Annotated in this window: 20 protein-coding genes, 4 tRNA genes and 1 pseudogene; 4 read left to right on the plus strand and 21 right to left on the minus strand. The window is 64.2% G+C overall.

From position 1 onward, the window contains the following. The 3 genes and pseudogenes from DW645_RS09955 to DW645_RS08010 all read left to right on the plus strand — a co-directional run. Positions 1-459 (plus strand): annotated as a pseudogene (locus tag DW645_RS09955) (lantibiotic ABC transporter permease); the annotation flags it as partial. Positions 460-898: 439 nt separating this feature from the next. After that, the gene (locus DW645_RS08005; RefSeq protein ID WP_117639842.1) at positions 899-1,561 is read left to right on the plus strand and encodes a response regulator transcription factor; all 663 of its coding nucleotides are present in this window, start codon (positions 899-901) and stop codon (positions 1,559-1,561) included. Continuing rightward, entirely contained in the window at positions 1,549-2,985 is a 1,437-nt protein-coding gene (locus tag DW645_RS08010; RefSeq protein WP_147325172.1) for a sensor histidine kinase KdpD, read from the plus strand. Before DW645_RS08005 ends, DW645_RS08010 begins: the two co-directional genes overlap by 13 nt. A gap of 608 nt (positions 2,986-3,593) precedes the next feature. Here the strand turns inward: DW645_RS08010 and DW645_RS08015 are convergent. From DW645_RS08015 to DW645_RS08110, 20 genes are all read right to left on the minus strand, one after another. Next, positions 3,594-3,670, minus strand: a tRNA-Pro gene (locus DW645_RS08015). 80 nt (positions 3,671-3,750) lie between these two features. Continuing rightward, a complete protein-coding gene (gene coaBC / locus DW645_RS08020; protein WP_233540748.1) occupies positions 3,751-4,965 on the minus strand; it encodes a bifunctional phosphopantothenoylcysteine decarboxylase/phosphopantothenate--cysteine ligase CoaBC in 1,215 nt (404 codons plus the stop codon). Between the two features lie 2 nt (positions 4,966-4,967). Beyond that, positions 4,968-5,687, minus strand: a complete 720-nt coding sequence (locus tag DW645_RS08025; RefSeq protein ID WP_117758051.1) for a zinc ribbon domain-containing protein — start codon at positions 5,685-5,687, stop codon at positions 4,968-4,970. Further along, positions 5,684-6,493 (minus strand): Nif3-like dinuclear metal center hexameric protein, encoded by an 810-nt coding sequence (locus tag DW645_RS08030; RefSeq protein ID WP_118227204.1) that lies wholly within the window; start codon positions 6,491-6,493, stop codon positions 5,684-5,686. Before DW645_RS08030 ends, DW645_RS08025 begins: the two co-directional genes overlap by 4 nt. Then, complete coding sequence (locus tag DW645_RS08035; protein ID WP_117716121.1) at positions 6,490-7,668, minus strand: cysteine desulfurase family protein; 1,179 nt, start codon at positions 7,666-7,668, stop codon at positions 6,490-6,492. The genes DW645_RS08030 and DW645_RS08035 overlap by 4 nt, the downstream gene beginning before the upstream one ends. Positions 7,669-7,674: 6 nt before the next feature. Next, a complete protein-coding gene (gene rpe / locus DW645_RS08040; protein WP_118227205.1) occupies positions 7,675-8,346 on the minus strand; it encodes a ribulose-phosphate 3-epimerase in 672 nt (223 codons plus the stop codon). An 18-nt stretch (positions 8,347-8,364) separates the two neighbouring features. Further along, positions 8,365-9,372 carry an NAD(P)H-dependent glycerol-3-phosphate dehydrogenase gene (locus DW645_RS08045; RefSeq protein WP_118227206.1) on the minus strand — a complete coding sequence of 336 codons (1,008 nt, stop codon included), beginning with the start codon at positions 9,370-9,372 and terminating at the stop codon, positions 8,365-8,367. A 9-nt stretch (positions 9,373-9,381) separates the two neighbouring features. After that, the gene (gene plsY / locus DW645_RS08050; RefSeq protein ID WP_118227207.1) at positions 9,382-10,065 is read right to left on the minus strand and encodes a glycerol-3-phosphate 1-O-acyltransferase PlsY; all 684 of its coding nucleotides are present in this window, start codon (positions 10,063-10,065) and stop codon (positions 9,382-9,384) included. Beyond that, a complete protein-coding gene (der, locus tag DW645_RS08055) occupies positions 10,058-11,392 on the minus strand; it encodes a ribosome biogenesis GTPase Der (RefSeq protein WP_118227208.1) in 1,335 nt (444 codons plus the stop codon). Before der ends, plsY begins: the two co-directional genes overlap by 8 nt. A 10-nt stretch (positions 11,393-11,402) precedes the next feature. Further along, entirely contained in the window at positions 11,403-12,845 is a 1,443-nt protein-coding gene (locus DW645_RS08060) for a DUF512 domain-containing protein (RefSeq protein ID WP_117767309.1), read from the minus strand. Between the two features lie 2 nt (positions 12,846-12,847). Then, positions 12,848-13,747 carry a 4-hydroxy-3-methylbut-2-enyl diphosphate reductase gene (locus tag DW645_RS08065; RefSeq protein ID WP_118227209.1) on the minus strand — a complete coding sequence of 300 codons (900 nt, stop codon included), beginning with the start codon at positions 13,745-13,747 and terminating at the stop codon, positions 12,848-12,850. A gap of 2 nt (positions 13,748-13,749) precedes the next feature. Beyond that, positions 13,750-14,478, minus strand: a complete 729-nt coding sequence (locus DW645_RS08070) for a lysophospholipid acyltransferase family protein (protein ID WP_118227210.1) — start codon at positions 14,476-14,478, stop codon at positions 13,750-13,752. A 3-nt stretch (positions 14,479-14,481) separates the two neighbouring features. After that, a complete protein-coding gene (gene cmk / locus DW645_RS08075; RefSeq protein WP_118227211.1) occupies positions 14,482-15,168 on the minus strand; it encodes a (d)CMP kinase in 687 nt (228 codons plus the stop codon). A gap of 68 nt (positions 15,169-15,236) precedes the next feature. Further along, the gene (locus DW645_RS08080; protein ID WP_118227212.1) at positions 15,237-16,214 is read right to left on the minus strand and encodes a pseudouridine synthase; all 978 of its coding nucleotides are present in this window, start codon (positions 16,212-16,214) and stop codon (positions 15,237-15,239) included. Next, complete coding sequence (gene scpB, locus DW645_RS08085) at positions 16,201-16,929, minus strand: SMC-Scp complex subunit ScpB (RefSeq protein WP_117779043.1); 729 nt, start codon at positions 16,927-16,929, stop codon at positions 16,201-16,203. The genes DW645_RS08080 and scpB overlap by 14 nt, the downstream gene beginning before the upstream one ends. A gap of 11 nt (positions 16,930-16,940) precedes the next feature. Beyond that, positions 16,941-17,753 (minus strand): ScpA family protein, encoded by an 813-nt coding sequence (locus DW645_RS08090; protein WP_118227213.1) that lies wholly within the window; start codon positions 17,751-17,753, stop codon positions 16,941-16,943. An 84-nt stretch (positions 17,754-17,837) separates the two neighbouring features. Next, positions 17,838-18,521, minus strand: a complete 684-nt coding sequence (locus DW645_RS08095) for a site-2 protease family protein (RefSeq protein ID WP_117842412.1) — start codon at positions 18,519-18,521, stop codon at positions 17,838-17,840. A gap of 9 nt (positions 18,522-18,530) precedes the next feature. Next, positions 18,531-18,827, minus strand: coding sequence for a hypothetical protein (locus DW645_RS08100; RefSeq protein ID WP_233540650.1), 297 nt, complete (start codon positions 18,825-18,827; stop codon positions 18,531-18,533). Next, the gene (locus DW645_RS08105) at positions 18,814-20,847 is read right to left on the minus strand and encodes an ABC-F family ATP-binding cassette domain-containing protein (protein ID WP_118227214.1); all 2,034 of its coding nucleotides are present in this window, start codon (positions 20,845-20,847) and stop codon (positions 18,814-18,816) included. Before DW645_RS08105 ends, DW645_RS08100 begins: the two co-directional genes overlap by 14 nt. 75 nt (positions 20,848-20,922) lie before the next feature. After that, positions 20,923-20,995 (minus strand) — tRNA-Ala (locus DW645_RS08110). Between the two features lie 618 nt (positions 20,996-21,613). Here DW645_RS08110 and DW645_RS08115 point away from each other — a divergent pair. Then, positions 21,614-21,689 (plus strand) — tRNA-Ile (locus tag DW645_RS08115). Positions 21,690-21,898: 209 nt separating this feature from the next. On the opposite strand, the gene DW645_RS08120 is transcribed toward DW645_RS08115, so the two are convergent. After that, positions 21,899-21,971 (minus strand) — tRNA-Ala (locus DW645_RS08120). Between the last annotated feature and the right edge of the window lie 245 nt (positions 21,972-22,216).

Raw genomic sequence — 22,216 nt, forward strand, 5'->3', positions numbered from 1 at the left:
GCGCTGGCCGTGGCGCTCGGCGTGTTCGGGGCCGTGCTCGCCGTCGCCGGGCGCCTGCCGCTCGGGCCCGCTCCGCTTGCGGTCGCCTGGGCGGGCATCGTGCTGGGCAGCCTGCCCCTCTACGCGCTGGGGCTCGGCGTGGCCCTGCGCCTCGGCCGCAACGCCGTCATCGGCACCGGCGCGGCGGGGATGCTCCTCGCATTCTTCTCGGTGGGCGGACTTGCGCACGGTCTCATGACCGGCGAGCTCACCGGTGCCCTGGCGACGCCCCTGAGCTGGGTGCCGCTCGCCTGGCCCGCGCGCCTGGGGTCGCTCGGGGTTGAGGCCTTCATCGACGCCGCACGCGCGGCGGGCCCACTCCTCACGACTGCGCTCGCTGGCCTCGTGCTCACCCTGGCAGCCGACGCCGTCCTTCTCGCCTGGTTCTGCCGCTTCGAGGACGGGAGGGCAGATGCTTAGGAGGCCGCTCGCCTCCATGCTCGTCCTCCTCTCCGCAGCGCTCCTTCTGGGCGGGAATGCCCTGCTCGACGCCGGCTGGGGGTCGGCACTGCGCTCGATTGCCGACCGCGTGCTGCCCAACCCTGAGATCGCTATGTGGGCGCCCGCGCCCGAGCCCGGCAGCCACGCGAGCTCCTACGCCGACGCCACCGGGGGCGGGGACAAACTATGTCTACCTGGTGGACGCTGCGGACGACAGGGGCAATGTCCGAGAGTTCCAGCTCAACTTCTTCGGGCGGGAGTCGGACGGCGAGGGCTGGCTCGAGATCGAGGCGCGCGACGGCTCGGGCGTGCGCTACCGCGCTTGCGACGCGGCCGAGGCGCCCGCGGCTGCGCGCAGGGCTCTGGACCGCTGAGCGCGGCGCTAGTACAATTCCGACGAGAGTGTCAGGAGGTCAACATGGCGAGGATACTGGCAGTGGATGATGAACGGGCGATCCTCGACGCGCTCGCGCGCGTCCTCGGCCGCGACGGCCATGAGGTCGTTAGGGCGGCGGACCCGACGGCGGTCCTGGGGATGGACCTCTCGCGCTTCGACCTCGTGCTCTGCGACGTCATGATGCCGGGGCTTGACGGCTTCGAGCTCGTGCGGCAGATCCGCCCGGACTTCGACGGGCCCATCGTCTTCCTGACCGCGCGCGTGGCCGAGGAGGATGCCGTGGCCGCCTACGGCCTGGGCGCCGACGACTACGTCCGCAAGCCCTTCGGGGCCGCGGAACTGCGCGCCAAGGTCGCGGCCCATCTACGCCGTGAGCGCCGGCCGCGCTCGCACGCCCTCTCCTTCGGGGAGGTGCGGATCGACCTCGGGGCGCGCGACCTCGCCGTGGGCGGCGAGACCGTGCCGCTCACGCCCACCGAGTACGCCATCTGCGAGTACCTCGCGCGCCACCCCGGGCAGGTCATGAGCCGCGCGCAGATACGCGAGGCGGTGCTCGGCTGGGAGAGCGACGCCGACGACGCGGCCATATCCATGCAGGTCAGTCGCGCCCGGAGGAAACTCTCCGAGGCCGGCGCCGATCCGATCGCGACCGTCTGGGGGATGGGGTACAAGTGGCAGCTCTGAAGATCGGGGCGCGAGGTCGCGGGGGCATGCCGCTCTCCTTCGTCATCGCGCGCTACTTCGCCTACGCGTTCGCGGCGGTCGCCACGGCGTGGCTCGCCTCGTTCATGGTGCTCTCCGTGTTGATCAGCGCGGGCTTCGTCTACGAGGCAAGCTGGGGGCCGGCCAATGCGCGCGAGGTCGCGGAGGGCCTGGCACGCGACGGCGTCTGCGGGCAGCAGGACGTGCCGACGGCGTACCGCTACCTCATCCTGAACAAGGACGGATACGTGCTGATGACAGACCTCGAGGGCACGCGGCTCGAGGACGCGACGGAAATGGCCCGTGCGGCACTCGCCGCGGATCCGGGCACAGTGGAGATCGAGGGCGGGGGTTCGGGCCTCACCTACGCCGCGTTCCCGCTCAAGGGCGGCGGGGCCTGCGCACTCGTCAGCGAGTACCTGCCGCAGTGGGTCTCGCGCGACCTCGCCGGCCTGCTTCCCAACCCGCAGAACCTCATACTCGTCGGCGCTACGGCGGGAAGCGCGCTCGCGCTCGCGCTCGTGGCGCGCCGCGCGAGCCGCGTGATCTCGCGCAAGATGGCGCCGCTCGCGGAGGCGGCGGGGCGCGTCGGCGCTGGGGAGCTCGACTTCGCGGTCGGCAGCACCAACGTGCGCGAGGTGAACGACGTCCTCGCCGCGATGGACGCCATGCGGACCTCCCTCGCCGAGTCGCTCGAGGCCCGCTGGGCCGCGGAGCGGGGGCAGCGCGAGCAGATGGCGTCGCTCGCCCACGACCTCAAGACGCCGCTCACCGTGCTGCGCGCCAACGCCGACTTCGTGGCGGAGGAGCTGGAAGACAAGAAAGACGCCGACCTCGCGGCCGCCGCGCGCGACATAGCCGGCAGTGTCGAAAGGCTCGACGGCTACGTGCGCCTGCTTATCGAGGCCTCGCGCGGGTCCGGCGGGGCGGAGAGGGCCCCCATGCGGCCGGCCGAGCTCTGCGAACAGGTCCTCGCCGAGGCCGCCCAGATCGCTCGGGCGCGAGGCGTGACGCTCGACGCGGCCACGGGCCCCGCTGTCGCGGGCGCACCCGAGGCCCCGCTCGACCGAACCACCCTGGCGCGAGCCGCCGCGAACCTCGTGGCCAACGCCGCCGAGCACGCGCGCTCGCGCGTGGCGGTCTCCTGCGACGTCGCGGGCGGACACCTCGTCGTCGAGGTGGCCGACGACGGACCGGGCTTCTCTCCCGCCGCCCTCGAACGCGGCTGCGAGCGCCTCTTCACAGACGACTCCTCCCGCTCCTCGCGCGACGGAGGCCGCCACTACGGGCTCGGCCTCCACGTCGCCTCCGAGGCCGCGAGCGCCCACGGGGGCTCCGTCTCGCTCGCCAACAGCCCCTCGGGCGGCGCGGTGGTCACCATCGCGGTCCCCCTGTGCGGGATCTGACGATTTCCTCGATGTCTACCTCGACTGTGATATGTCGCTCGCCGAGGGCGCGACGAGATGGTGTTGCGTCTGCCCCATTTGGTGCTTCTAGCTCAAATTTGATCTGATGTAAGGCCCGTGCAATCCTGCATGGGCCTTTCTTTTGGCAATTGCTCGACCGATTTGTGGCTTGAAACACAAATAATCGAGTTAATGAGACATGGGGTCATACAGCGGCTCTCAGGGCGCCCTCCGCACTCCCCCCGCCATTGCCTCTGCGGCATCCTCGTATAGAGCCCATCCTCCTTGGCGTTTCGTTGCAACACCCCACTCGTCCACCGATTAAGTGAACTGCTGGAATAAAGACAGCGACACGCCTGTTCGTTACAGTTGCTATATCTGTGTAAATCGTCGCGATAAATACAGCCTGTACTCGGCTGTATACCAACTACGCGTATGTAGATTCATATCGCGTTAATAAATCGGCTCAAGCGTGTGCAAAACGCGCAAGTAACCGCAAAAGGCGATTATCGCTCAGGTAGTTTTTTGGCACCCTGTTGCTTAATCAAAATTAAGCAATTGCTTAAAACAAAAAAGGTCAGGCACTAGGTGCCTGACCTGCAAACTTCTGGTCGGGACGACTGGATTCGAACCAGCGACCCCTTGACCCCCAGTCAAGTGCGCTACCAAGCTGCGCCACGTCCCGAAGCTTTTGTTTGTTGCTCTGCTCTCGCTCGCAACAGGGAGTATATTAACCCGAAACTTTGTCCTTGTGCAAGAACTTTTTTACAAATTTTGAAGCAAGTCCAAAATTGCATCTGCGAGCTGGGGTTTTGTTAGTACGGGAAGTTCTTGCGTGCCCGCTGTGCTCACGATCCAAGCTTTGTTGGTATCGGTTCCAAAGCCCGAATCGGCGCGCGAAACATCGTTGGCGATAATGGCATCGCAACCCTTACGCGCGAGTTTGCGCTGCGCGTACTCCACGACGTTATCGGTCTCGGCCGCAAAGCCGATCACGCACCGCTCGCCCTTTTGGTGTGAAAGTTCGGCCAAGATGTCAACGGTCTCGACGAGCTCGATTCGATCCAGGCGCTCGTTGGCCTTTTTGAGCTTATGGTTGGCAGGGGCCGCGGGGGTGTAGTCGGCGACGGCCGCAGCGCAAATGGCAGCGTCGGCCGTCTGGAAGGCGTTTAACGCCGCCTGCAGCATTTCAGCGGCGGTCTGCACGCGCACGCACTCCACGCCGTGGGGAACGTCGAGCGATGTCGGTCCCAGCACGAGCGTGACGGCGGCACCGCGACGTGCGGCCTCCCCCGCCAGGGCGATACCCATCTTGCCCGAAGAACGGTTGCCAATGAATCGCACCGGGTCGATCGGCTCGTGCGTGGGGCCGGCGGTGATGACGATGCGCTTGCCCGTCAGGTCTTGCGGCACGGGGTTGAGCACCTCGCAGACGGCCTCGACGATGTCCTCGGGTTCGCTCATGCGGCCCGTGTCCACGTCGCCGCAGGCAAGGTAGCCACTGCCGGGTCCCACCACGTGGACGCCGCGCTCGCACAGCGTGGCCATATTGGCCTGCGTGGCCGACGCCTTCCACATGCCATTGTTCATGGCCGGCGCGATAACGACGGGCCGCGGTGTCGCAAGCAGCGTTGTGGAGATGAGGTCATCGGCGATGCCGTTGGCCATCTTGGCGATGATATTGGCCGTCGCGGGCGCCACGACCACCAAGTCGGGCTCCTGCGCCAGCGAGATATGGTGGATGGGGTCAGAAGGGTCGTCGAATAGCCCAACCGCGACCGGCTCATTGGTGAGCGCGCGGAAGGTGAGCGGCTCCACGAACTCAGTGGCATGCTCGCTCATGACGACCTTGACGTGCGCGCCGCGCTTTTGCAGCAGGCGCACGATATTGCACGACTTATAGGCGGCGATCCCGCCGGTAATGCCCAGCAGGATCGTTTTTCCCTCAAGTTGCATTGAATTGTTGGATGCCGCCGTCATCGCTAGGCTTCCTTGCTCGGGAGCACCAGGAGGCGGTGGCAGTACGGACAGTGCGTAATCTCGCTACCGTCGTGGTTGAGGTCGCTCATGGACGATGCCTGCAGCGCGGTGTGGCAGACCGTGGGGATGTTGCCCTGGATGGTCTCGACGGCCAAGCCGCGGAACTGCTTGAGCAGACGCTCGTAGTCGGTGAGCACGTCGGCCGGCAGCGTGGCGGCAAGAGCGGTGCGCTCCTTAGTGGCGGCTTCGATCTGAGCCTGCAGGTCGGCAGCCTTGGCGCGGGCGGCCTTGGTATCGGCCTTCACGCCCTCCTCGAACTTGGCGATGATGGCCTGCGCGCGGGTCTCGCGGTCGAGCGCCTCTTTGTGGGCGACAACGACATCCTTGCGGGTGTGCTCAATCTTGTCCAGGCGCTTGGCCAGGGTGGCGAGCTCGTTTTCCAGGTCCTGTACCTCGCGGTAGTCGGAGCCGTCAACGTGGCGCTTCTTAGCGGCCTCGATGGCGTTATTGGTCTGGATCTCGGTGGTGTTGAGATCGTCGAGCTCAATATCCAGGTCCTTGCGTTGGGCGTAGAGCTTGGTCATTTCGGCCTTGAGCTTAACGTAGGTCTTGCGCTTGGAAGCGAGCTCCTTGAGCTCCGGCATATTGGCAAGTTCGCTCTTGTTGCGGGCGAGCTCCAAATCGATCTGTTGCAGCTTGAGTAGCGTAGCGCCGGCGCTCATAAGTTCTCTCCTTTTGTCACAGTCCACCATTGGCAAGGGTTCAGTATTTTAATCGCATGACGGGGGTCGACCCCGGCGTCAACTGCAGAGTTCATCAATATATCAACGAACGGCTCCTCGGAGCGGTCGTGGCCGAGCAAGATCACCGGCAGCCCGCGCAAGGCAAGGTCCTGTGCCACGTGGTAGCCCGCCTCGCCCGTCACGACAACATCTGCGCCCGCGGCGATGGCGAGCTCTCCGAAGTCGCCCAGGGAGCCGCCCAAAATGGCGACGGTGCGGCACGGGCGATCAGCTTTGCCCCACACACGCGGGTCGCTGCCAAAGGCCGTGGCAGCACGGGTGGCAAGATCGCGCAGCGTGCACGGGTCGTTGAGCGTTGCAAGTGCGCCCAGGCCGGTGGCCTCGGGGTCGTCCACGTGCTCCAGTGAGCTCACGGGTGCGGCACCCAGCAGCTTGCTCAGGCAGACATGGGCTTCGTGCGAGCGGTCCAGGTTGGTGTGGAGCGAGATAATGCTCACCCCGCAGCGGGCAGCCTCGTAGAGGGCCGCACTGCACTGGGGTCGTGTGGCATCCGCCGGACAAAAGGCCTCGGGTGCCTTGATGTATATGGGATGATGCGTCAGCAGCACGTTGGCGCTTGCTTCTTGGGCGCGGCGAACATTAGCCTCAGTCGCATCGAGTGCGCAGGCAACGCCGGTGATCTCCGCGGCCGGATCGCCAACGGAGAGTCCTACGTGGTCCCAGGGCTCGGTGTCCGTCTTGGGATAGCGTGCCAGTAGCGCGCGCTCGAGCTCGGCGACGATCATGCGGCACCTGCGATCGAGAGCAGCGTCTGGGCAAACTCGTCCAGATCGTCCGGATTCACGCGGTCGTCAAAGGAAATGCGCAGTGCACCTAGTGCCTGCTCGCGACCAATGCCCATGGCGCTGAGCACATGGCTCGGGTCCATGCTGCCGCTCGAGCACGCCGAGCCGGCCGAAACCTCAAAGCCGGCGGCATCGAGCTTGACGATGAGCTCCTCGGAGTCCATGCCATCAACGTAGATCGACACCATGCCCGGCAGGCGATCGGCCTGTGCGTAGTCGCCCATGGTGGCATGAATACGCGGATGAGCCGTAAGCGTGGCGTAGAGCTTGTCGGAAAGGGCTTGCAGCTTCGCGCGCTCCTGAGCCACATGGGGCGTCAGAGACGAGGCGGCAGCGGCAAAGGCGAGCTGCGTTCGCAGGTCTTGCGTGCCGGCACGACGACCGGCCTCCTGTCCGCCGCCAAAGATGCGCGGGCGCAGCGGCGTGCGGCTCTTAAGGTAGAGTGCGCCAGATGCCACGGGACCGCCAATCTTGTGGGCTGCGACGGACATGGCGTCGACGCCCAGCTCGGTGACATCGAGCGGAATATGCAGATACCCCTGGATGGCATCGGTGTGGAACAGGGCGCCAACGGTATGCGTGGCCGCGGCAAGCTCGCGGATGGGCTGCACCACGCCGGTCTCGTTGTTGGCAACCATGATGCTCACGAGCGCCACGTCGTCGCCTAGCAGCTCGACAAGCGCGGCAGGCTCAATGTAGCCCATGTGGCAGGGCTGCACCAGGTCGACGGTAAAGCCGGCGGCACGCAGCAACGGCAGGTTGTCCAGAATCGAATCGTGCTCGATGGCCGAAACGATTACACGATCGCGCTTGCGATCGCGCTGACGAGCGCCCTCGGCAAGACCGAGCAGCGCCAGCTGGTTGGCTTCGGTGCCGCCGTTGGTCAGTACAATCTCGGACGGGCGGACGCGCGCGCCAAAGCTGCGGGCGATCTCGCGACGTGCAACCTCCAGACGCGCGGCAGCCTTGCGGCCGAGCGAATGCAGCGAGTTGGGGTTGACGCCGGCAAGCTCGCTGTCGTCGTACTCGCGCTGCGCAAGGAGCGCCTCGGCGCGCATTGGCGTCGAGGCGGCATAGTCAAGATTCACGGGTATGCGGTTTTGACCTGCGGTCATAAGGGTTTATGCCTCCTGTGCGGCCTCGTTGCCCAGCTTCTGCAGCAGCGCAACCTCGGCAGCGGGATCTTCGGACTTAAATACGGCAGAACCGGCCACGAGCACGTTGGCGCCGGCCTTGACGACCTCGGCGATGTTCTTGGAAGAGATGCCGCCGTCGACCTCGATCATGGGCGACACGCCGTAGCGCTCGCACATGGCCTTGAGCTCGTGCAGTTTGGCAATGGTACCGGGAATAAAGCTCTGGCCGCCAAAGCCGGGGTTCACGCTCATCAGCAGCACCATATCGACAACGTCGATGATGCTCTCGAGCACGCACACGGGGGTGGCGGGGTTGAGCACCACGCCGGCCTTGATGCCGCGCTGCTGTAGATGGGTGAGCGTGCGGTGCAGGTGCGTGGAGGCCTCGTAGTGTACCGTGATCATATCGGCACCGGCGTCGGCGTACCAATCGACCGTCTCGTCGGGGTTCGACACCATGAGGTGCGCGTCGACCGGCACGTCGGTGGAACGCTTGACGGCCTTGAGGATGTCAACGCCAAAGGTGAGGTTGCCGGTAAAGTGGCCGTCCATTACGTCGAAGTGCACGTAGTCGGCACCGGCGATCTTGTCGAGTTCGCCCTTGAGGTTGGCCATGTCGGCCGAGAGGACGGACGGAGCGATTTTAATGGAACCCATGGTAGTAGCCTTTCTGCACTAGTCGGTGAGTCCGTAGAACTCTTGGGAGGGTACGCGGTCGGTAAGAATCTCGAGCGCCCTATCCAAAGTAACACCGTTGTAGAGCGTTTGCTCCACGGCAAAGGTGAGCGGAATGTCAACGCCCAGTGAACGGGCGAGCTCGCTGACGCTGCGGGCCGCGACGGCGCCCTCCACCACCATATGCGTGCGCGCTTGGTACTCGTCGAGCGAAACACCGTGGGCAAACTCGAAACCAAAGGTGCGGTTGCGCGAATGCTCGGAGGTACAGGTGGCAATGAGGTCGCCCATGCCTGCAAGCCCCATGCAAGTCATAGCTTGACCGCCGCGGGCGTGCACCAGACGGCTGATCTCGGCCAGGCCGCGCGTCATGATGAGGGCGAGCGTGTTGTCGCCTGCGCCCGAACCGGCGGAGATGCCGCACACGATGGCGATGACATTTTTCATGGCGCCGCAGACCTCGACACCGGTCATGTCCTGCGACAGGTAGATGCGGAATGCCGTGGACAGGAGCAGGTCCTTAAAGGTCTCCCCTATCTGCGGATCTTCGCTGGCGATGACGGCGGCCGAAAGCCCGCCGCGGCAGATCTCCTCGGCATGGTTGGGGCCCGAGAGGGCCGCCACACGCCGCTCGTTGCCGATCTCGCTGGCGATGACCTCGCTCATGAGCAGGCCGGACTCGGGCTCAATGCCCTTGGTAAGGCAGAGCACCGGGGTGTCGGCGGCGATGAGGGGCGCTGCCTGATGGCATACGCTGCGCAGGTGTGTGGAGGGCACGGCAAAGATGATGGCGTCGGCGGCGTCGAGCGCTTGCGCCAGGTCCGTCGTGGCGACGACGTTGCCGGGCAGCTCGTAGTCCACCAGATACCGGGGGTTGCAGTGCTCGCCATTGATGCCGGCGGCCGTCTGCTCGCTATGGGCCCACATGGTCACGCGCTCGGTTCGCGCGGCGGCAAGGCCGGCGACGGCGGTTCCCCAGGAGCCGGAGCCAATCAGCGCAACATTCATGACTCTCTCCTACTTATCGTCGGGCTCGGTGACGCGCTTAGTAAACGAGAGCTTGGACTCCTTACCCGTCATGAGCTTTTTGATGTTCGCACGATGGGCCCACACCACGGTGATGCCGATTAGCGTCATGCAAAACTTAAGTCCCAGGCTGCTGTACGGAAAGACCGCGCAGGCGGCGATGGGAAGACCGATGGCCGCGGCAAGCGAGCCCACCGACACAAACTTGGTGATGGCGACGGCCACGATAAACATGCCCAGCAGCGACAGGCCAATGGGCCAGTACCAGGCGAGGATGACGCCCAGACCAACCGCTATACCCTTGCCGCCATGGAAGTTGAGGTAGGGCGAGAAGATATGGCCCCACACCGCTGCCAGGCAAATGACGCCGAGCATCCAATCGCCGGGGGCTCCGGGCGCCATGATGCTTACGGGGAAGCCATAGCCCACGCCCGCGATGAGCGGACGGGCGATAAGGACACAGATGGCGCCCTTAAGGCAGTCGAGCAGCAGGGTGAGCGCGGCCACCTTGGGGCCGGCCACGCGCAGGGCGTTGGTGGTGCCGATGTTGCCGGAACCCGCCTTGCGAATGTCGGTGTGGTTGAACACGCGGCCCAAGATCAGGCCAAACGGAATCGCCCCGATAAAGAACGAGACCACGGCGCAGATGGCGGTCAGCAGAATCGGATTATGCATCCTTTTGCTCCTTCTTCCTAAAGAAGAGTCGAATGGGCGTGCCGGCAAAATCGAAGGTCGAGCGCATGCGGTTCTCCACGTAGCGCTGGTAGGTGTCGTTGACCAGATCGCTATGGTTGACGAAGAACGTGAACGTCGGCGGGTTGACGCCCGTCTGGGTCACGTAGTGCATGCGCAGGCGGCGCTTGCCGTCCACCACGGTATGACCGAACTCGCGCAGGTCGGTGAGGAACGTGTTGAGGCGCGAGGTGCTGATCTTCTGCGAGCGCGTCTTTTCGGCGGCGTCGACCATTGCCCAGATCTTCTCCACGCTGCGGCCGGTCAGGGCCGAGATGCGCAGATACTGGGCCCAGGGAGCCATGACGCCCAGACGGCGGTCGACGGTCTCCATGCAGGCCTCGCGCTTGCGGTCGTCGTCGAGCAGGTCCCACTTGTTGAGCAGCACCACGACGGCGCAGCCGCGCTCGATGGCCAAGCCCATGACCTTCTGGTCCTGCTCGGTAACGCCCACGGAGGCGTCGACGACGAGCAGCGCCACGTCGGCGCGATCGATGGCGCGCAGGCCGCGGACCATCGAGTAGTACTCGATATTCTCGTACACGGTGCTCTTCTTGCGAATACCAGCGGTGTCAACCATGCGGTAGTGCTTGCCGTTGCGCTCCACGACGGTGTCGATGGCGTCGCGCGTCGTGCCGGCAATGTTGGACACGATAGAGCGGTCGGCGCCCAGGATGCGGTTGAACAGCGAGGACTTACCGGCGTTGGGGCGGCCGATGATGGCCACGTTCAGCGCATCGGGGAACTCGTCGGCGACCTCGTCCTCTTCCTCCGGAAGCAGGGCCACGATATCGTCGAGCAGGTCGCCCGTGCCATGACCATGCAGGGCCGAGAGCGGCGTGGGCTCACCGATGCCGAGCGAATAGAACTCCCAGATGCTGTCGTTTTCGCGATCGGGGTTGTCGAGCTTGTTCACCAGCAGAAAGACCGGCTTGTCGCAGCGCTTGAGCATGCGGGCGACCGACTCGTCCTCCTCGGTGACGCCGGTGCGGCCATCGACCACAAACAGGATGACGGCGGCTTCCTCGGCGGCGGCGAGCGCCTGGTCGCGGATGGACGTGGCAAAGACGTCGTCGCTCTTGAGCGGCTCGATACCGCCCGTGTCGACGATGGTGAACTCGCGGCCGTTCCAATCGGCCGTGTGATACGAGCGGTCGCGAGTGACGCCGCGAGACTCGTGGACGATGGCGTCCGAGGTCTGGGCCAGGCGGTTAACGAGCGTGGACTTGCCCACGTTGGGGCGTCCGACGACGGCGACGATAGGTTTCATCTGCTCTCCTTTAATGGGTAGGGTCAGCGGAATTAGTAGAGTCGGCAGGCACAATGCCAAGGATATGCTCCAGGGTATCGAGCAACTCATGCGGCATGGTCGACACCACATGAACCTCGGCACCGCGACTGGTAAGGCTTGCGAGTAAATCGTCACGATGATACTCGTCAAGCGTCATGCCGTCAGCGTTGAACATGAGCTTAGGCACAAAGAGCATAACCCCCGACAGATCTTGGGGCAGCTGCTCCAGAATGTCACACGCGACGATGAGGCCGGTCACGTCCACGTTGCCGCCGAAGTAGCGGTTCTTGATGGCTGTGACGGTGCCGGCGAGTCCCTGGGGCGACTCCACAAAGCGCGCCACGGTGTCGCGCGCGCTGGCGCCGGAGAGGCACAGAAGGCGCTGGTTGCGCTCGGCGATGCCAGCGCGGACGCGGGCCAGACGCTCGGCGTCGGCGGCAAGCACGTCGTCGGTCTCGTCCAGATACGAGCGGATCATGCCAATGCCGTCGTAGTACTGCGGGTAACCGTCGTAAAAGTCTGCCTCGGGAGGATCGATGCCGGCGTCCAGGTAGAACTCGTCGCTCATCTGGAAGGTGTGGCGGCCAAAGCGCTCGAAGGCTCGGTCCTGGAAAGGCCGGATCATGGCAATGGTCTCGCGCGCCAGCTCGGGCTTGTCGCTGTAGGACCAGCTAAAGCGGTTCTGATGCTTGGTAAAACCGAGCGGCACAATGCCCAGGCTTGTGATTTGCTCGTGCTCCTCGCAAAAGCGCAGGGTCTTTTCCAGCTCCTCGCCGTCGTTCATGCCGGGGCACAACACGATCTGCGCGTGAATCTCGATGCCGGCGGCCATGATGGCTTCGAGTACGTCCATGCCGCGCTGGGCGTTGCGGCCCATCATGCGGCGGCGGACGTCGGGGCTTACGGCATGGACCGACACGTTCATGGGGCTCATGTTGCGTTGGATGACGTTTTGAACATCATCGTCGGTGAGGTTCGTGAGCGTGACAAAGTTGCCCTGTAAAAAGCTTAGGCGATAGTCGTCGTCGCGAATGTAGAGCGTGGAACGGCCGCCCTTGGGCAGCATGGTCATAAAGCAGAACACGCAGGCGTTGACGCAGGTGCGCATGCCGTCAAAGATGGGGCCGTCGAACTCCAGCCCCCAGTCCTCTCCCGGGAAGCGGTCGAGCTCGACGGAGGTGACGGTGTTGTCGCGTGGGTCGAAAACCTCGAGGTCGACGGTATCATCGTCGGCCTCCCAGAGCCACACGATCATGTCGGTGAGCTGCTCGCCGTTGACCGTGAGCACGCGCATGCCCGGCTCGATACCCACATCCCACGCGGGCGATTCGGGACGCACGTTCTTTACGAGCGCGCCTTCACCCGGCTCGGGGTCGCGGCTGCGCCCGTAATCGGCCACCTCGGCGGCGTATGCGGGTACGGTCTGGTCCATGATTAGCGGCAAAGCTCCTTGATGCGCGCGACGGCGCGTTCGATGTGTTCTTGCGGGGTGGAGGCTCCTGCGGTGATGCCGATGTGGCGTACGTTGACAAACCATGCCGCCTCGATCTCGGATGCCTCCTCGATGTGATGTGTGCGCTCACAGACGTCGGTGCAGATCTGTGCCAGGCGGCGGGTGTTACCCGAGTTCTTGCCGCCCACCACGACCATGCAGTCGCAGCGGTTGGCAAGTGCGGCTGCTGCCTGCTGTCGCTCGCTCGTGGCGGCGCAGATGGTGTTGATCACGCGCAGCTCCTGCACGCGCGGAGTGATGGCAGCCACGACCTCGGCCAGGTTCTGCGCGGTCTGGGTGGTCTGCACAACCAAGCCTACCTTGCCCTTGAGCGGTAGTGCGTCCGCATCGGCGGCGCAACTCACGACTTGAGCGTCATCACCAGCGTGGCCCAGAATGCCCTCGACCTCGGGGTGGCCCGGCTCGCCCACGACGATTACGCGGTAGCCCTCGCGGACCAGGCGCTCGGCGGCCACGTGGACCTTCTTGACGTAGGGGCAGGTGGCATCGATCACGTCGAGGCCGCGCTCGCGAGCAGCATCGATCACCTGCGGCACCACGCCGTGCGCGCGAATGATCACGGTGCCCGACGCGGCGTCGTCCAAGGTTTCTGCTAGACCGACGCCTGCCTCGGCGAGCTCGCGTACCACGATGGGGTTATGGATAAGCGGGCCTAGGGTATGGACCGTAGCGGTCTCCCCCGCCTGCGGGGCGGCCGCCAGGGCCATATCGAGCGCGCGCTGTACGCCGTAGCAGGTGCCGGCGTGAGCTGCAATCTCGATGGTGGGCGCGCCGTCCTGGTCGGACGCAGTCGCGGCGGTGTTCGTCACGTTCTCGCTCATGGCTAGAACCTGCCCGGATGCTCGGCGCACAGTTCGTCGCGCATGGCGTATACGCGGCTCATGGCCTCGGACTCAAACCAAGCCAAGCGCTCCTTGCGCTTGAGCTCGGCCGGTGCATCGGAAAGCGAGACGGCCTTGCCGGCACGAATCCAGCACTTCTTGGGACGCATGAGCTTTTTGCCCGCGGGCGTGATGTCGGACCAGCCGCAAATGGCGAGCGGGTTGACGGGCGCCTTGCCCATCTGAGCGATGAGCGCAAAACCGCCGTGGACCTCGGGCTTGATCTCGCGCGAGCGGATGCGCGTGCCCTCGGGGAAGATCAGGACGTCCTCGCCGCGCTGCAGCGCATGCTGGGCGGCGCGCAGGCACTTCATATCGGCAGTACCGCGCTCCACGGGAATGCCGCCAACGCGGCTAAAGGCCCAGCGCACAATCTTGCTCTTGGCAAATTCGGACTTAAAGATGGGACGAATGCGGCGGCCCCCAAAGAACAACGCCGTCTCCACGGCCAAGAGCTCGGCCATCGAGGTGTGGTTGCAGATGACCACGCTGCCGCGGCCTTCCTGACGCTCAAACAGCAGGTCAGCGTCCTCGACCTTCCAACGCCACATGAGCTTGGAGAAGGCCCAAAGGATGGCCATGACTACGACGACGGTGCCGCGGATGAGCGCTGGGAACTCGGCGTAGGGAGCGTTGTAATAATCCTCGGGCGTCTGCTTAAACAGGCGCATGGCCTACCTCCTTTGGTTGATGAGGTCCTCGATTATCGAGACGACCTCGTCGATGGTGTGGGCGGTGGAGTCGACGTGCACGGCGTCCTCGGCGGGCACGAGCGGCGCCACCTCGCGGCTGCTGTCGAGTTTATCGCGTTGCTTGAGAGCGTCGAGGGTCTCGTCGACCTCGGCCTCGAGCTGCTCGGTGGTGAGCGTCTGGGCGTCGTTCTGGTGGCGCTGCAGCACGCGGCGACGGGCGCGCTCGCGCGGGTCAGCGGTCAGGAAGACCTTTACTTGCGCGTTGGGGAATACGACGGTACCGATGTCGCGACCCTCGGCCACGATATCGCGGTCCTCGGCGGCGCGGCGCTGGTGAATGAGCATGGCGGCGCGCACGCCCGGGTAGGCCGAGACCTTGGATACGTTGGCGTCGACCTGCGGGGTACGGATGGCGGCCGAAGCGTCCTGGCCGTCAATGGTCAGGCGCGTGTCCTCGCCGGTGCCGTTGGTAAAGCGAATCTCGATCTGCTCGGCGAGGGCGTCGATGGCCGTCTCGTCGTCCAGATCGATGCCGCGGTCGAGCGCGGCGAAGGTGACGGCGCGATACATGGCGCCCGTGTCGAGCTTGTTAAAGCCCAGCTGGCGGGCGATCTCCTTGGCGATGGTGGATTTGCCGGAACCGGCGGGGCCGTCGATGGCGACGATCATGCAGTGCTTCCTTTCGATGGTTGACGTGCTGGTATGGTTCGCGGGCGCTGTATTGGTTGGCGGTCTGCCTAGCCGGTGTAACGCTCGCGGTAGGTATTGCGCTTGGGTGCGGAGCCGTGGCTGCCGTGGTGACGCGTGCGACTGGCGGGCGTGTCTTGGGGCTTGCCGCCGTTTCGCTTGCCGACGGCCTGCTTGGGCGGGATGCCGCCGGCCTTGAGGATCTGCACCTCGCGGTCGGTGAGCTCGCGCCACGAGCCCTTGGCCACGCCCTCGAGCTCAAGGCCGGCAAAGTTGCAGCGATGCAGGCGGATTACCGGATGGTGGATCTTGCTCAGCATGCGCTTGACCTGGTTCTTGCGACCCTCGCGGATGATGACCTCCACGGCGGTGGTACCGGGCTTGACGCCTTGCGGTGCCACAGCCTCTGCCTCGCGCGCGTTGATGACGCGGCAGATCGCCGGCTGGCACAGGCCGTCGTCGAGCTCGATGCCACGGCGGAGCGGTCCCAAGTCGCGATCGGTCAGGTGGCCGTCCACGAGTGCTTGGTAGGTCTTATAGACATGCTTGCTGGGGTGCAGCAGGTCCTGCGACAGGTCGCCGTCGGTGGTAAAGAGCAAAAGGCCTGTGGTGTCGCGGTCCAGGCGACCCACCGGGAAGAGCCCCGGATAGCGGTCGCGCGGGACCAGGTCTGCCACGCAAGGTCGCTCCTGCGGATCGCTCATGGTGGTGAGGTAGCCGGTCGGCTTGTAGAGCATCAAGTACACGGCGCCCTGGTTGAGCTTGACGGGCATGCCGTCGACCTCGATATGGTCGCGGTCGACGTCGACCTTGGTGCCCAGTTCGGTCGCGACCTGGCCGTTGACGGTCACGCGGCCGGCAGTCATCAGGTCTTCTGACCCGCGGCGGCTCGCCACGCCCGCGCGCGCCAAAAAGCGCTGCAGGCGCATGGTGTGCGGATAGACGGGCTGGGCGTCGGACTCGTGCGTATCCGCGTTGGGTACCGCAGCGCCGGCGCGCGTCTCCCCTACTTCGTTAGTCCTCGTCATGCAAATCCTCCGAGATCTCGTCGACGACCAGGGTTTCCAAGTTCTCGACTGCCTCAACATCTTCAACATCGGTATCGAGCAGTTCGCGCTCTTCGTCCAGGTCCTCGGCCTGCTCCTCGAGCGTGGACTGAATGCTGCGGCCGCTCAGGCGCTCGCGGATAAACTGACGCGACTGCTCGTCGGGGGCAAACTGCTCCAGATCGGGCAGATCGCGGGTGGAGCGCAGACCGAACTTTTCCAAGAAGGCGTTGGTCGTGCCGTAGATGATGGCTTGACCGCGCTGGGGGTCGCGTCCGAGCTCGCGCACCAGACCTTTGTCCACGAGCGACGCGATGACGCCGTCGGAATTGACGCCGCGGATGCCCTTGACCACCTCGCGCGTCACGGGCTGGTGGTATGCGATGACGGCCAGTGTTTCGAGCGCGGCCTGCGACAGCTTTTGCGTGTCCCAGCTCAACACATAGGCCTCGACCACGTCGTGGTAGGCGGGGTGCGTAAACAGGCGCCAGCCGCCGGCGACCTCACGCAGCTGAAAGCCACGGTTGGCCTCCTCGTACTCAACCTTGAGCTCGGCGAGCAGCGATGCGCACTCGCCGGGGGCGATATCCAGTGCGCCGGCGAGCGCGGGCGCACTCACCGGGTCGCTCGACACCAGCAGCAGCGCCTCGAGGGCGCCTTTGAGGCTGTTTGCCTCCAGCGTTGAAAGGGTTGACATGGTTGCTGCTCCTATTCGGTGAGCTCGGGGCCCTCGCCGGGCACGTATGCCTCGGCGCCCTCGACTCGGTTGATGCAGATGGTTCCGAAGATCTCGTCCTGGCTCAGCGTGAGCGAACCGCGCTTGGCAAGCTCAAGCATGGCCAGGAAGGTGACGACGAGTTGCTCGGTGGTGGCGTCGCCGTCCAACAGCTCGCGGAAGGTGCAGGTTTGGTGCGCCATGGTAAAGCGGTCGACTGAGGCCACGGTCAGGTCGAGCGGTACGCGATGCGGCGCCACATGCTCGGCCTCCAGCAGGAAGGTCTGGCGCTTGCCGTCCAGGTCGGCACAGATAACGGCCAGGCCGCGCAGGGTGATGCCAGCCAGATAGTCGGGCATGAGCCCTAGGAACTCAGGGTCGGGGCCGGCCACACGCGGATGCATACGGCTTTCGGCCTGCATGCGGGCACCGAGGGCCGCAGCCGCGCCTTTAAACTGCTTGTAGGCAATCAGGCGCTGGATCAGGACCTCGCGCAAGGCGTCGCCGTCGAGCGCGCTGAGTTCCTCGAGGTCTTCGTCGAACTCGTCATCGTCGTCATCGACTTTGCGCGGGGCCTCCTGCGGCACCAGAGAGGCGGCCTTGATGTCCAGAAGGGTTGCCGCGACCAGCAGAAAGTCGCTCGCCACGTCCAGGTCCAGCGCCTCGATGCGCTCCACCTCGGCAAGGTACTGCTCGGCCACCTCGCTGATGGAGATGGCGCCGATATCTACTTTTTGGCGGGTTACCAGCTGCAGCAACAGGTCGAACGGCCCGCTGTAGACCTGAGTCGACACGCGATACGACATCTTCGACCTCCTTTGACGGCGCCTTCGCGGCGCGGTTTGGGTGCATGTTGCGACCGTTTTGCGCGGTCGACCTGTAAGTTTACCTTAGATGCCGGCGATTGCGAAGTTGAGCAGCCACTCGGCCAGCGGATACACGGTAACGTCGAAATAGCGGCCGATCACATCAATGCCAGTCCACATGGGCAGCAGATACAGCACGATGATGAGGATGGGCATGGCGTATTGCTGCAGGTGGTAGTAGTTGTTGAGCGCCTTGCCTTTGAGGAACGGCACGATGATCGACGAGCCATCGAGCGGCGGGATCGGGATGAGGTTGAAGAATGCGAGTGACAGGTTAACCACGATAAACGTGGCGCCGAAGTTCATGATCTGTGACGCCAGGGCAAAGGAGATGCCGGTGTAGAGGTTGCCGTACGCCACGTGCATGAGTGCCGCGGCAAGGCACGCGAGTGCGATGTTCGACGCGGGGCCGGCCGCGCTCACCAGGACCTCGTCGCGCTTGGGGTGCTTGAGGTTGTTGAGGTAGACGGGCACGGGTTTGGCGAAGGCGAACACCGGGCCGCCGGCCGCGAGCATGAGCAGCGGCAGGATGATGGTGCCAAACGGGTCGATATGGTTAAGCGGGTTGAGTGACACGCGGCCGCGCGAACGGGCCGTCTTGTCGCCGAGCGCCCAGGCCGCGGCGGCGTGTGCGCTCTCGTGGATCACGATGCCCACGATGACGGCGACGGCGCTGGCGAGCAGGTTCATGAGGTAGCTGCTGGACATAGCGCTCCCCTAGCGGACGCGGCGCGAGGCGCGCGTGAGCAGGTAGTCGATCACAAACAGGATCACGGTGACGATGGCGTAATCCAGGCGGAACACGCCGCCAAAGGGCGACGTGATGACGCCATAGCCGGCGATGGCGCTCGGCAGTGCGCGCGAAAGCTCAACGACAAAGCCTACGATCTGCAGCTTGGCGGTGAGGCCGCTAAAACACAGCAGCACGGTCATCGCGCTCATAAAGATGCCGCAGATGCGACAGGCGATGGCGATGATGCTCATCGCCACGGCAGCGGCCTTACGAGAGTTCACGCGCGGTCTCCTCTTCGATCTGGGTGGAAAGCTCCAGCCATTCGTCCTCGAGCTTGGGCAGCTCTTGCTTAAGGCCGTTATATTCCCCCAGCGCGGCGTTGAACTTGTCTTGATCGGCATAAAGCTCTTCGCTTGCCATCAATTCCATAAGCTCGTCATAGCGGGCGCGCTTTTTGTCGAGCTCCGTCTCGATCTTCTTGAGCTGGTTACGCACGCCCTTGAGCTTTTTGTTGAGCGCAGCGCGGGCTTGGGCCTCGGCGCGCTTTTGCTCCTTGGTCTTTTTGCCCTCGGCAGGCTTGGGGGCGGCGACGGGGGTGTCGGCCTGGGCAGCGCTGGCCTTGGCGGACTTGGTCGTGGCCGGCGCGCTCTCCGTGGACGCCTCGGCGGCGGCGCGGGCTGCGAGGTCCTCGCGCTTGTAGAGGTAGTAGTCGTAGTCGCCGTCGTAGACCGTGACCTTGCCGTCGCGAATGTCGATGATGCGGTTGGCCACGGCGCGCACCAGGTGCTCGTCGTGGCTGATCAGCACGATGGTGCCGGGGAAATTTTGCAGGGCGTTCTCGAGCATGTCCACCGAGTCGATGTCTAGGTGGTTGGTGGGCTCGTCCAGGCACAGGAGCGCCTCGGGGGCCACGAGCATCTTGGCCAGGGCCAGACGCGCTTTTTCGCCGCCGGAGAGGACGCGAACCTGCTTCTCGATGGAATCGTTGTCGCTAAACAGGAAGGCGCCCAGTAGGCTGCGCTGCTGTGGCACGGTCCACTTGGGCGTGACGGTGTCGATCTCTTGCAGGACGGTGTTGGACTCGGTCATGCCCTCGAGCGCGTGCTGGGCGTAGTAGGCCACGCCCACGTTGGTGCCCAGGTCCCGGGTGCCGGTGGTGGGCGGCTCCAGGCCGGCGAGGATCTTCATGAGCGTGGACTTGCCAGCGCCGTTGGGGCCGACGAGCGCCACGTGCTCGCCGCGGTAGAGCTTGAGGTCGATGTCGCTGTAGATGTGCTTGTTGCCGTAGGACTTGGAGACGCCCTCCAGGCCCACGACCATGTCGCCAGAGCGCGGCGGGTCGGGGAACTTAAAGTCGATGTGCTTGTGGCCCTCGGGTAGGATGACAAGCTCCTTTTTGATCTGCTCGATCTTGCGGATGCGCTCCTGGGCCTGGGCTGCCTTGGTGGGCTTGTAGCGGAACTTGTCGACGAAGACCTGCATGTGGGCGATGTCGCGCTCCTGGGCGGCGCGCTTGGCGCGCATCTGCTCCAGGTTGTCCTCGCGCTGCTTGAGGTAGCTGCTGTAGTTGCCGGTGTAGGTGGTCACGCGGCGGTTCTCGAGGGCGGCGACGTGGTCGACGCAGGCGTCCATGAAGGCGCGGTCGTGGCTGACGATGAGGACGGCGCCGTCGTAGTTGGCGATAAAGCCGCGCAGCCACTGGACGCTTTCGAGGTCCAGGTGGTTGGTGGGCTCGTCCAGCAGCAGCAGGTCGGGGTGGCGCAGGAAGAGCTTGGCGAGCGCGATGCGCATCTGCCAGCCGCCCGAGAACTCGGAGCATGGGCGCTCAAAGTCGGTGACCTTAAAGCCCAGGCCGGAAAGGATTTTGCGGGCGTTGCTCTCGAGCTCGTAGCCGCCCAGGTGCTCAAAGCGGTCCTGGACCTGGCCGTACTCGTTAAGGAGTGCGTCGACGTCCTTGCCCTGCTCGGAGAGCTCGGTGATCTGGGCCTGCAGCTCGTTAGCGCGCTCGCCCATGCGGCGGATTTCCTTGGCGGCGGCCATGACCTCGGCAAGGATGGTGGTGTCCTTGTGCTCCAGATTAGTTTCCTGCTCTAGGTAGCCCACCTGGCAGTCCTTGGCGTACTGGACCTGGCCGGCGTCGGGGCTGTCGATGCCCATGATGATTTTGAGCATGGTGGTTTTGCCGGCGCCGTTAGGGCCCACGAGCGCGAAGCGCTCGCCGGGGTTGATCTGGAAGGACGCGCCGCTAAAGAGGACGCGCGCGCCGAAGCTTTTTTCGATCTTGTCGACCAGGAGGATCATGCTGCCGCCTTTGACCTTGTGTGCCTATATGAAAAAAGGCCCCAACTTGCGTTGGAGCCTCATTCAATGCTCGGGTGGAGACGAGGGGGATCGAACCCCTGACCTCTTGACTGCCAGTCAAGCGCTCTCCCAGCTGAGCTACGCCCCCGTGCGAAGAAGTACTATACGGGAACTCGGACCACGATGCAAGGACAATTTTGGAAAAATTTTCGCGAGTGTCGGCGCGCACGGGACCGCGCCAGCCCGCGGGGCGCCTGGCCCCCGCACAGCCCGTACGCCGGCCGACTTGGCGCGTGGAACACGACGCGCCCCGTTCAACAGGGTTTTCCGTGCGCCGCCAGTCCCATTATCGGGTCCGATTGCGAAGCGCCCCTCCCCAGCGCCTCAGAACCATGCCGGTTTACTACGATAAATCAGGAATGTCCAACCACGCACGCCTTTTCGTGCAACCGGCGGGCTACCTACCTGCGGTTTTGCAAACGGAGAACACACGGTGCTCGGGGGTCGCCGATTCGTCGTAGTATACCGGCATGGTTTTGAAATGGCATCAGGTTGATTTCACGCAAAAATGTGTCGGAGCCCTGAATTAAAGGCCTTAACTTCTTTAGATCGCGTCTTTTCTGCGACGCGCCTAGATTAGCTGTTGTTTAGCATCGGACTTGATCTTGCGTTGTGCGACTTGCTCGTGCATGGTAGTATTTCACGTCGTGAAGCGAAGAAATTAGGTCTGAGTTGCCTTTGTTAGAATTGCATTCACCGTTCATAAGGGCTCTTGGCGCAACGGTTAGCGCAGGGGACTCATAATCCCTGGGTTCTGGGTTCGAATCCCGGAGGGCCCACCAGAGATTTTTAAGGCCGGGCATTACGCCTGGCCTCTTTGTTATTGGCGCTGCGGACTAGCTTTGCCATCCACAGACGTAAAGTTATTAACATTCATATTTATGATTAACAATGGATATGTAGCCAAGATGCTGCCCAGCCAAAAGATGTGCAAATCGATAGATATGAAAAAAGGCCCCAACTTGCGTTGGAGCCTCATTCAATGCTCGGGTGGAGACGAGGGGGATCGAACCCCTGACCTCTTGACTGCCAGTCAAGCGCTCTCCCAGCTGAGCTACGCCCCCGTGCGAGAATGTACTATACGGGAACTCCCCCGCCGATGCAAGGACAATTTTGGAAAAGATTTTACGGTGCGTGGAACGGCGCGGGGCCGAAGGGACACACGATGCCCGAAATAGCCCGCGGGGCGCGCCCCAGGTGCCGCCGGCCAGAACAAAGCAATCCGCGGTGCTTCCGCGGGAGGGTTTCGTCTGAGCTCCTCTCCGCGCCTTCGGGTCAATTTACTGAACCGTGCGCAGCTCGCGCCAGC

Source organism: Collinsella sp. AM23-17 (assembly GCF_003470945.1).
Taxonomy (GTDB): domain Bacteria; phylum Actinomycetota; class Coriobacteriia; order Coriobacteriales; family Coriobacteriaceae; genus Collinsella; species Collinsella aerofaciens_O.

Bases quoted from the DNA above. Each gene is read 5' to 3' on its own strand.
- DW645_RS08005 (WP_117639842.1), top strand. From the start codon at position 899: ATGGCGAGGATACTGGCAGTGGATGATGAACGGGCGATCCTCGACGCG.
- coaBC (WP_233540748.1), bottom strand. From the start codon at position 4,965: ATGACGGCGGCATCCAACAATTCAATGCAACTTGAGGGAAAAACGATC.
- DW645_RS08025 (WP_117758051.1), bottom strand. From the start codon at position 5,687: ATGAGCGCCGGCGCTACGCTACTCAAGCTGCAACAGATCGATTTGGAG.
- DW645_RS08030 (WP_118227204.1), bottom strand. From the start codon at position 6,493: ATGATCGTCGCCGAGCTCGAGCGCGCGCTACTGGCACGCTATCCCAAG.
- DW645_RS08035 (WP_117716121.1), bottom strand. From the start codon at position 7,668: ATGACCGCAGGTCAAAACCGCATACCCGTGAATCTTGACTATGCCGCC.
- rpe (WP_118227205.1), bottom strand. From the start codon at position 8,346: ATGGGTTCCATTAAAATCGCTCCGTCCGTCCTCTCGGCCGACATGGCC.
- DW645_RS08045 (WP_118227206.1), bottom strand. From the start codon at position 9,372: ATGAATGTTGCGCTGATTGGCTCCGGCTCCTGGGGAACCGCCGTCGCC.
- plsY (WP_118227207.1), bottom strand. From the start codon at position 10,065: ATGCATAATCCGATTCTGCTGACCGCCATCTGCGCCGTGGTCTCGTTC.
- der (WP_118227208.1), bottom strand. From the start codon at position 11,392: ATGAAACCTATCGTCGCCGTCGTCGGACGCCCCAACGTGGGCAAGTCC.
- DW645_RS08060 (WP_117767309.1), bottom strand. From the start codon at position 12,845: ATGGACCAGACCGTACCCGCATACGCCGCCGAGGTGGCCGATTACGGG.
- DW645_RS08065 (WP_118227209.1), bottom strand. From the start codon at position 13,747: ATGAGCGAGAACGTGACGAACACCGCCGCGACTGCGTCCGACCAGGAC.
- DW645_RS08070 (WP_118227210.1), bottom strand. From the start codon at position 14,478: ATGCGCCTGTTTAAGCAGACGCCCGAGGATTATTACAACGCTCCCTAC.
- cmk (WP_118227211.1), bottom strand. From the start codon at position 15,168: ATGATCGTCGCCATCGACGGCCCCGCCGGTTCCGGCAAATCCACCATC.
- DW645_RS08080 (WP_118227212.1), bottom strand. From the start codon at position 16,214: ATGACGAGGACTAACGAAGTAGGGGAGACGCGCGCCGGCGCTGCGGTA.
- scpB (WP_117779043.1), bottom strand. From the start codon at position 16,929: ATGTCAACCCTTTCAACGCTGGAGGCAAACAGCCTCAAAGGCGCCCTC.
- DW645_RS08090 (WP_118227213.1), bottom strand. From the start codon at position 17,753: ATGTCGTATCGCGTGTCGACTCAGGTCTACAGCGGGCCGTTCGACCTG.
- DW645_RS08095 (WP_117842412.1), bottom strand. From the start codon at position 18,521: ATGTCCAGCAGCTACCTCATGAACCTGCTCGCCAGCGCCGTCGCCGTC.
- DW645_RS08105 (WP_118227214.1), bottom strand. From the start codon at position 20,847: ATGATCCTCCTGGTCGACAAGATCGAAAAAAGCTTCGGCGCGCGCGTC.